Genomic DNA, 577 nt, shown 5'->3' on the forward strand with positions numbered 1-577 from the left:
TCGGCGGGTTTGGAAGTCTGGGTGGCTAGCTCGCGGGCCCGGGAGACATAGTCGGGACCGAGGATCCGGTGCAGGTCGGCGGCCAGCGATTCACGGCTGGTGCTCGTAAAACGCCGCCCAGAACCAACTTTCAGACGTTTGACGTGAGAGGCCCAGATCGCCTGATCGGGTGCCGTCCAGAGGATCAGCATGGGCACCCCGGCGCGCAGGCCCGCCGCAGTGGTTCCGGTGCCGCCATGATGTACGACCGCGCGGCAGGCGGGAAAGGCGGCCGAGTAATTCATCGCGTCGACGGTTTTGACGTGGTCGAAATGCGGGACGTCGCTGAAGTCGGTGCCCGCAGAGCAGATCAGCGCCCGTTCGCCCAGTTGCGCGCAGGCCGCGCCGATCATGGCGACGGTGTCGGCGGGAGACTTGACCGGCGTGCTGCCGAAGCCGAAGAAAATCGGCGGTGTTCCCGCGGCGATCCACGACGCGACCTCCTCGTCGGCGTCCGTAGTCAACTCCATCGTCAGGGCCCCGACGAACGGCCGTTGGCCGTTCCATTTCGCCCATTCGGCCGCCAGCCCCGGAAAGC

Annotated in this window: 1 protein-coding gene; it reads right to left on the reverse strand. The window is 66.9% G+C overall.

The genetic code is table 11. The features are described 5' to 3' along the window. A partial coding sequence (locus tag A5747_RS16520) for a glycosyltransferase (RefSeq protein WP_369805120.1) occupies positions 1 to 577 on the reverse strand: 577 nt, incomplete at both ends.

The sequence above is a fragment of the Mycobacterium sp. IS-836 genome, from assembly GCF_001954275.1.
Classification (GTDB): Bacteria; Actinomycetota; Actinomycetes; order Mycobacteriales; family Mycobacteriaceae; genus Mycobacterium.